General features: G+C 39.2%; 8 protein-coding genes. All 8 read right to left on the minus strand.

Features of this window, described 5'->3' with window-relative positions; all coding sequences use genetic code 11:
- Positions 1-114: 114 nt before the first annotated feature.
- The gene (locus J7K40_15470; protein ID MCD6163795.1) at positions 115-1,053 is read right to left on the minus strand and encodes a hypothetical protein; all 939 of its coding nucleotides are present in this window, start codon (positions 1,051-1,053) and stop codon (positions 115-117) included.
- 284 nt (positions 1,054-1,337) lie between these two features.
- A complete protein-coding gene (gene amrS, locus J7K40_15475; GenBank protein ID MCD6163796.1) occupies positions 1,338-2,468 on the minus strand; it encodes an AmmeMemoRadiSam system radical SAM enzyme in 1,131 nt (376 codons plus the stop codon).
- Positions 2,468-3,265: a DUF4382 domain-containing protein gene (locus J7K40_15480; GenBank protein ID MCD6163797.1), complete on the minus strand. Its 798-nt coding sequence runs from the start codon at positions 3,263-3,265 to the stop codon at positions 2,468-2,470. The genes amrS and J7K40_15480 overlap by 1 nt, the downstream gene beginning before the upstream one ends.
- Before the next feature lie 23 nt (positions 3,266-3,288).
- On the minus strand, positions 3,289-4,146 hold the full coding sequence (locus J7K40_15485; GenBank protein MCD6163798.1) for a hypothetical protein: 858 nt from the start codon (positions 4,144-4,146) through the stop codon (positions 3,289-3,291).
- Positions 4,143-4,790, minus strand: coding sequence for a ribonuclease HIII (gene rnhC, locus J7K40_15490; GenBank protein MCD6163799.1), 648 nt, complete (start codon positions 4,788-4,790; stop codon positions 4,143-4,145). The genes J7K40_15485 and rnhC overlap by 4 nt, the downstream gene beginning before the upstream one ends.
- 6 nt (positions 4,791-4,796) lie before the next feature.
- Positions 4,797-5,354, minus strand: coding sequence for an elongation factor P (gene efp, locus J7K40_15495; protein MCD6163800.1), 558 nt, complete (start codon positions 5,352-5,354; stop codon positions 4,797-4,799).
- Positions 5,355-5,839: 485 nt separating this feature from the next.
- Positions 5,840-8,023: a HEAT repeat domain-containing protein gene (locus tag J7K40_15500; GenBank protein MCD6163801.1), complete on the minus strand. Its 2,184-nt coding sequence runs from the start codon at positions 8,021-8,023 to the stop codon at positions 5,840-5,842.
- Between the two features lie 2 nt (positions 8,024-8,025).
- On the minus strand, positions 8,026-9,162 hold the full coding sequence (locus J7K40_15505; GenBank protein ID MCD6163802.1) for a PQQ-like beta-propeller repeat protein: 1,137 nt from the start codon (positions 9,160-9,162) through the stop codon (positions 8,026-8,028).
- Positions 9,163-9,348 lie beyond the last annotated feature (186 nt).

The following is a 9,348-nucleotide window of genomic DNA, read 5'->3' on the forward strand; positions in this document are numbered from 1 at the left end:
ATATTATTGATCCTATCAATACAATTACAATTGTCGAATAAATATACCATCTATTTTTCATAATTTTTCCTTTATTAAAAATATTCTTATAACTTTTTCTTTATTCAACTTTTACTATATATCTTTATTTACTTCTTCTTTAGCTTTTTCTGCTGCTCTTTTCTGCTCTTTTCCCCACTCTGTTTCTTCATAAAAATACTTCTCCAGCTTAGCAACATCATCAGGTGATGTTGATATACCAACATAATTAGGATCAACTGGTTTTCTTATAGGAATACGGCGGTTAAATAAACTGCCAAGCAATATATTTTGCGCCTCTCTCGCTAAATCATAAACATAGAATTGAGCATCTATTAGATTTTCAATATATGGTTGAGCTATTTCTGATACTTTTTTAATATCATCTTCTGAGGGTGTTTTGGGAATAATCACATTAGTGTCTAGTCCTTCTTGATTTATTTTCGGCACATCATAAGGTAAATATTCCGTCAATATTTCAAGAAAAGGGGGAAAAGTCTTCCACATATCATAATGTGCACAACCGAAAGCCGCACTGAATATTTTAAGATTTGGATTTATTATTTCATATTTTTCCACTAAAAACATTAAATCTGTAAGCGCAATCGATGCTGCATCGTGCGCATCCCTGAAAATTACTTCCCTTTGACTTATAGGGGAAGGATTTATCCCCATAGAGACTAGTGTGCTATATGAGGTTAAGCTAGTAGTAATGTTATAGGCCGCACCCTGAATTGATGAGATCTTTTCTCTGGCATCTGTTATAGTTTTGCTATACTCTTTAAATATCTCTAATTTCAACTTATCTTTATTGTTTTCTCTTTGAAGTTCTATATTATTTTTATGCTGCTTTTTCAATTGCCATAATAATAAAGATGCTGATACAGCAATAGCTAAGATATTAATAAGTGATTTAATATCTAATTTTGATACTACTGTTTTAAAAATATATTGCGGTGATATTATTACTAATATAAATATAAAAACAAATAATAATGCTATCTTAAAAATATTTCCGAAATTTAATTTACTCATTTCCCACCTTTTAAACTTCTCTATTAGTTTAAATTTATTTCAAATTCACTACCAAATATATATACATTCAAATTTTAATAATGTCAATACTGATTCACTAGTTGGTGCACGAGGACGTACACCAACCACGATGCAAGAGGGCGTATCCGCCTAAGGCGGACGCCCCTACGCGTTGAGATACAATTATCTGCATTCTATCCTTGTTGGTGCACGTGGACGTACACCAACCACGAACAAGAGGGCGTATGCAATACGCCCCTACGCGTGAGATACTTCATTATTGATTAACTCCAAACGCCAGGTATAACTGTTTGACATGATGAGCATTTGCCATCGACAATATTATTCGCTGTAATCTGAAAGCCGCGTCTGCCAATAAGCAGTTTGCCGCAACTGTGGCAATAGGTGCTCTCATCCTTATGACCGTACACATTGCCGATATAAACATAATGCAGACCCTTATCCTTAGCGATACCATGTGCCCGTTCAAGCGGCTCTAACGGTGTCGAGGGCAGGTTTTGCATCAGGTAAGCCGGATGGAATCGGGTAAAATGAAGCGGCACATCCGCGCCAAGATTAGCCATCAGCCAATCGCATAGCCCTGATATCTCCTGCCTGCTGTCATTGAGGCCGGGCAGCATCAGATAAACAATCTCTAGCCAGATACCGGATGATTTTATAGTAATCAGATTGTCCAATACCGGTTTGAGAAAGCCGCTGCAAATATCGTTGTAGTAGGTTTGCGTATATGCTTTCAGGTCGATTTTGATAGCGTCAACCGAGCTTATCAATTCCTTTAACGGTTCTTTTTCGATTAAACCGGCGGTGATTACCACCGAGCTGATATTTTCCTGCCGTGCGGCTTTAGCGCAATCAAGCATATACTCATAGAATACAGTAGGTTCGGAGTATGTATAGGCAATCGTCGGACAGCCGTTTTCTTTAGCAATATCAACGCATTTATCCGGCGGCATATCGAAATGATTAACATCCTCAGGTCTGAACTGAGATATGCTCCAGTTCTGACAAAATTTGCAGTTCATATTGCAGCCCGCCGTGGCGATTGAAAAAGCATTGGTGCCCGGCAGAAAATGAAACAAAGGTTTCTTCTCGATTGGATCGATATTCGCCGAGCATACTTTTGAATAGACAAGCGTATAGTATTCGCCGCCGATATTTTCCCTAACGCCGCAGTAGCCTCTTTCAAGGTCGCTTACATGACATCGCCGCGGGCATAGAGTGCATTCGACAATGCCATCCTCAAGTTTAATATAATAGCTGGCGGGATGATAGCCTTTACCGGGCGGCGTATTGGTTGATGGAGAAGGCTTTATCTGGGAATAAGCGAATCCCGGGCATAATGCCAGGCCTGCGCCGACAGACGCAGTTTGTATAAACTGCCTTCGCCGCATCATTAGCCCCCAAGTTCGGGAAGTTCCAAGTCTAACATATCATATTCAGCACCCGGATATATCGGGTAATTATAATTCATTAAAGTGTCATGGAATAATGTATCTAATCCGTGAGGAGCACACATTATGCTGTCATAAAGCCCGCGCGTTAGGCCATAGAAACCAAAAATACCGGCAGCATAAGTATAGGCAATAGGCTCTTGGCTGTCTTTAAAAAGATAAATATCGCTGTGAGGCGGAATTATAGTACCATAAATTGAGCCGGTGGAATCTATATCAAGCAAAGAAATGTCAGGCTCGAATACATATCTGCTAAATACTGAATCATAGCTGATAGAGGTCATAAGGTTAATATCCAATAAGGCTATTCCATCCCTGTTTTTATTGAATATTACTCGCCCCGAAACCTCCATAGTGCTGCAGGCCGGCGGCGAAAAGTATAAATCATACGATATGCGGTTAATAACAACCCGGCACTGGCCAAAGACTATTCTAACCGAGCCAATGCTTCCCTCCGGCAATTCCTTGCTTACTAATAAACAGCGGCTTCCATTTCTCAAGTTGACAACATTGAATTTTTCTGAGCCGGAGTATAAAATTGTCAATTCACCGGTACTGTTATCTGTAGAGCGCGAACCAAGACTATCGATAGTAATAAAGACCGATTCATAATCAGCCGGGCTATCCTGCAAATATATCTCAAGCAATCCGGTTTCTACTTCAGGAGTGTAAGGGTCGCCGGAGCAAAAAATAAATATTGCGGAAACGCCAACTATTATAAGCACAAATAATTTAATCATATTTACGTCCTTTTGATACTATATTACTTACAAAGTTCGCTTGTTTCAAGATATTTTTTCACATCGGCTTGATTAAACAAGCCTGCTTCATTAATAAAAACCATATTTTTCTTAATAATGATTTTCTCGAAATATTGATTCCGTATAGTAATATTTTTAGGCGGATTAGTCCATATCTCGGTAAACGGCATTTCCGGTATTTCAAGATGCCTGACATCATCATAGTATTTAGACAAGTCAGCCAGAATGTACAGATTTTTTTGTGAGCCTAAAGTTGCCGCCATCGCCTTAGTGCCGATTTTATTAATGAAGTGCTTCTCCCCTACAGCATCCGCGCCAACAAAAGCGGCTCCGGCATCATCCAAAAGCGAGAATATCTGGCAATCGGCGCCGAAAACAACCTGTATCGGCAATCGGGATAACTTTCTCGCCAGCGTTCTGCCCTCCAAAATTGGCCGCGACTCGGCAATTAAGACCATACCGCGCCAACCAATGCTTGCGGCTAAATCTATGGCATCATTAACCATTCTTGAGTTAGACATCGTAGCGATTGTATCATAACGTGTAATAATGTTGGCTGCGTTCATAACAATAGATGACTGCGAAGCCTTTATATTTTTCTTAATCTTATCCAAATATTCATCAATGTCGGCGTCTGGTTTTATAAAAAGATTATTAAGTCCGTTAATCAAATTAAGCAAATTTGCCATAACGGTTGGCCAATCTTTGGCAAAGCTGACCAACTTCCTAAAACTAACATGCTTTAGTTCCTGTGATGCCTGTTTAAATATTTTCAACAGAGCCGCTTCCATATAAAAAGCTCCGTGGATATTGTCATTCATCAGGAGCTTTATTTCATTTTTATAATCTTTTAAGGTCATCCGAGAACTTTTTTAGTTGTTTTAAAATGGATTTTAGCCACTTGCGACAATTTATCCCGGCCATGCTTTTTAACAAATCTCAATAGCGACTGGTCGGTCGGCGCGCCCGCTCCGGGATGAAGGTCGATGCCGCAATTCTTTGATAATGCCGATAAACGATTTAAAAACTCCGCACGGGCAAGAATTGAAGCCGCCGCCACAGCTATATTGCTTTCGGCTTTATGTTTCTGGATAAGATTGACGGTTCGGCCTTTTTCCTGAAGAGCATTCAGGACAAGGCTTTCTTCACCAAATTTGTCGGTTAAGACATTCGGGCAGTTTATTTTCCCAAGCAGGTTTTCAATTGATTTTGCATGCGCCCAGGCTAACAGCTTATTAAGATTCATCATCTTTGCATAAAGCTGATTATATTTTTCAGGCCCAATGGCAATAATATTATGGGGACACGTTCTTTTAATTACTATAGACATCTCCAAAGAACGCTTATTTGAGATTTTTTTTGAGTCTCTGACTCCGATATCAGTCAGCGATTTTAAAAGCTTGGAATCCACATAACAGGCGGCGCAGACAAGAGGTCCGAAATAATCCCCCTTGCCAGCCTCATCAGTGCCGATAAGGCCATCCGCTATTAACTCTTCATGCACCTTTTCTTAGGCTCGCTCTAAGTATTTGCCTTCACGGGTATCTATTTTAATCTTGTCGCCCTCTTTGACGAATAAAGGCACTTTTACATGAAGTCCGGTTTCCACAGTAACCTGCTTCGTAATATTTGACACGCTGTCGCCTTTAACCGCAGGTTCGGCCTCAGTCACCTTAAGCACTACTGCCGACGGCATCTGGACATTAATAGGATTGCCCTCGAAAAACAGTATCTGGTATTCTACGTTTTCCTGAAGGTATCCCTTGTTATGACCAATCTGTTCCTCTGTCAAGTCAATCTGTTCGTAATTTTCCGAGTCCATAAAATGGAAACCTTCCTGGTCGTTGTATAGATATTGCATATTGCGCTCGGAAAAATCAGGTTCGACAAATTTCTCACCGGCTGGAAACGATCTCTCCAATACCTGTCCGGTGCGGATATTTTTCATTTTAGTCCAAACATTAGCTTTTCGCTGAGCAGTGCGGGCATGTTGGAAATCGATAATAGTGAAAATATCGCTGTCAATCTGCAGCCGCATACCTATTCGAAAATCAGATGTATCAATCATCAGCAACCTCCAATTTTATTATGCAAATATATAATAATAATTTAAGATTTGAGCAAGTGAAAGTTTGCCAACTCTGATTTTGCAGCCATGCCCGCCGGCAGGCAGGTTGGAATTTTAATTATGGCAGTGATTATCGTATAAGATATAGCTATGAGTCGATATCATTACACATTTTGAAAAACCAATCTTCCGGAAAAGTGAAGCATTAGATAGCTGTTTTTTTATTTTTATAACTGTCAACATACCCCTAAATCTCCCGCCGCTGGCGGGGGACTTTTATCAGCGCCATTTACATTTAAAAAGAGCGGTTTCCTAAATGCTCTCTCGAAAGGAGATTTTAAAATCGCATAATCATGTAAAGTGTTGACGCAGAGTTATTCCACTTTTGAGAAAGGTTAGGAAGCGTATGCAATACGTACCTTTAAGGCATAAAAAAATAGTCAAGACCGCAGACCTACTGTCTAACGTAAAATCCGGTATTACGCTTACTTTTTATTATTGCTTAACAATATTAAGGCGGTTTCGGAAAGAACATCCTTTTTAAACAGCTTGTGTTTGCCTGATTTGCTATAAAGCTCGATTTTACTTCGGGAAACATCATCATCAATTACAGACAATGCTTTTAATAAAGCTACTTTGATATTCTGTTCATCCTTTTTAGATATTTCCAAATTTTCAAAGACATCCGGATTTTCATAAAGCTCTATCAATGTATCTCTGGCAAATGCCCCGCCTATACGGCCAATAGCGACAATTATAAGCTCATGGTCAGATATGGTTTTAGTAAATAGATTCCTTAGTTGTTTTACCATATCAGGATAACCGGACATCCCCAGCGCAATAATAGCGTTTTTACGCACATCCCGGTCAATATCAACAGCCAGTTTCGACAACACACCGCTAACAGTTGGCGATTTCATAACTTCGCAGGCAGATATCAAGTCGAGTTTAATCCGTTTCTGTTTCCATCCGGCAAGAACTTCAAAATATGGAATAGCTTCAAAATATTTTATCTCGCTTAAAACCCGAAGCATATTTCGGATTTTATACCATGCGTTTACATCATTGGTTTCACCGGCGCTGACTAATTCGGCAAACTTCTTAATAACCTCCGGACCTATTTGTTCGCCCATTCTTACTAATGATTTTATCACTCTTGCCCTTGTATTACGATTGGGACAATCAATTTTTTCGACCAAAACAGCCGCTACCTTTCGTGAGGCGATAGCAGAAACAGCTTCAAATAATTCCGAGCCACTGCTGCTGTCAAGCACAGCTCCCGTTAGAATATCAGTCAAAATCGGGGATTCGGCTAATTCGTCAAGCTTGTTGGAAGCTTGTATGCTTTTGTAATCAACTTTATCGCTGGCAATAGTTTTTAGCGTCTGAACGCCAATTTTTAAGCATTCCCATTGCTCTTTTTTAGCCGATTTTTCAATTATCCAGACTATCAATTCGATTATTTCATTTTGAGACTTGGGCATTAATGCCAACCTCAGCGCTTCTTTTATGAAATTTCGGTAAATATCCCAAAACGCCCCATCGGCAAGTATTTCAGTCGCCTCAATTGTAAGTCTTAGGCCCCGCTGGCGAGTATCGAGAACTCTCGATGACAGGCTGTCGAGAAGTTGTTTAAGAAGCTTTTCAAGCGGTTGGCTGTACATATCGGTAGCCAGCTTGAAAACCGTACTTTTCAGCAGTTGGAAATCAATTTCCCTAGCCCTGTTTGCCCTTAGATGGCTAATAATCTCCTCAGTCTGGCGAACCGCTTTGAGTTTGATAAGAGCCGCTTTATCAAATATAAATTCTATAACGTCTTCGGTAGCCCCAACAGACTTGAAAATATTATAAACCGGCAATATTATAGATATATCCTCTTTCTGGACAGTATAATCTTTCCAGAGTTTGCGGATACCTTCCAGAGTCTTTTGGTCGGTTGATTCACCCAACCAGTTGGTGGAATAAATTACTTGGGTAATAAGATCAAGAGCTTTTTTTTCAGGCATATGGGAAATTATTGATTTAATATAGCTGGCAAGAAACGGCAGACGGAAATTGATTTCCAGTCTTGCGGCCAGATCATCATCATCAATAATTTCATCAATATAATATGAAATAATAATATTTGAGTTATCGTTAAGAATATCCTTAACCCGCTCCGAGAGCATATATTTCGCCTTTGGCAAGCCAATTATATTATCATCTATATTATATAAAGGAGATGAACCCGGTTGGTTTATTTTTATCGAAGCGACATCTTTCTCAACAAGGTATTCCTGAATAGTTGCGCCTGACAGGCATTTACTTTCGAGCAGTTTGCTGAGAAAGGTATATAAATCACCGGATGTTATTTCGGCTGTAAACTCAACCCGGGTGATGTCATGTTTAGCAAGATCTTTCAGCAAACCCTTAATAAAAACAGCATCATCCAGAAGTATTCCCTCGGCTGCCAGCCGCTGATTATGTACCTGAAAAATAAAAGACCTCTTAAAGCTAAAAATAGTATTTAAACTTTCGAGGGGCTTTTTAAGGGTCTCGTTCATAATCGGATGACCCATGGGATACATCATAAGCTGGCGGGAGGCAGCATAAATATCACGGAAAATATCAAGACTGATTTTCTTGACATCTATTTCATCTATTGGCGTTGGTTTGAAATTTATATCCACTTTTACCTTGTCATATTAAAGCAATAAAGAATTTTATCCTGGGTTGCTATAAAAAGTTTATTATCGAAAACAACCGGCGCCGCGCTAACCATGCCATCGACTATATAGCTTTGGATAATATTTCCATTGTTTTTATCTAACATATATACCGTAAAATCCAAACTGGTGAATATCGCCATTTTCGAGGTCAACAATGCTGTTCCTCGAATAGGCGAATCTATCTCCAAGTCCCATATTAATTTCCCATTAAGTCTATCAAGTTTAACAAATCTGCCATTGCCTGAACCATAATATACGCCTTCCTCATCAACCACCGGAGAATAAAATATTCTGGGCTGATCGGCGTGCTGCCAATTTAATTTGCCGTCCGAGCAGTTATAGCAGGAGATATTGCCATCAGCGCCACATATATAAAGCCTGTCGTCAAAACAGGCAGGACTGGAATTGGTTCTTCCAACACTAATTATTTTCCAGACTTCTTTGCCATTATTAATATCAAAACAGTATAAGTGGTTATCTCTTGTAGAAATAAACAAGAGGCTATCATTAATTACGGGACCTGAGTCGAATCCGCTTACTAATTTATTCGACCAGATTTTCTCACCATTATCAATTTGAAAAGCATTAATCCTGTTCTTGCCGTCAACCCAGAATATTTTGTTATCATAGAGCAAAGGCGGAAGGCTTAACTTATATGTTTTTGCGCTCCAGATCAGTTTCCCTGATACATAATTAATAACCAGGAGTTCCGAGCTTTCACCCTCCTCGCAAATTGCCATGAAAGAATCAGCCAATTCCGGAGTTGCGCCGATTGACCTTCTAAGTTTAATTTCGGCAAATTCTACGCCAGTATTAATATCAATTACATGAATTTTTTTATCAATACCGGGTTGAAAAATATAATTGCCCGCTAATGAGGGTGAATAAAACAGCGGATACCTGAATTTAATTTGCCATAACGGGTTGATTCTGGTCGATTCATCAGAGCTGTTATAGCCATTTCTGGCAACTCCGCCTTTATAACCGGGATATATTTTGGCTAAATTGGGATTTATATCCAATGCCGGCGGTTTGAAACCGCAGTTTAAAAAAAGCAGTAAAATCATCGCCCCGCCATATTTTACCAGCCTTATTATCATTATATAAGTTCCCTCCTATTATATTAATACATCGGCTTTTAATAATAATATATAAATATCTAACATGTAGGAACGTATTGCAATACGCCCTACACTTTACTATTTAATAAAATTAAATCACTACTGTCCGTTCTTTTTCATAGAGTTCTTTAAATATTATCCAACAAGCGAAACTTGCTTGATTCG

This window comes from Candidatus Zixiibacteriota bacterium, assembly GCA_021159005.1.
In the GTDB taxonomy this organism is placed as follows: domain Bacteria; phylum Zixibacteria; class MSB-5A5; order UBA10806; family 4484-95; genus JAGGSN01.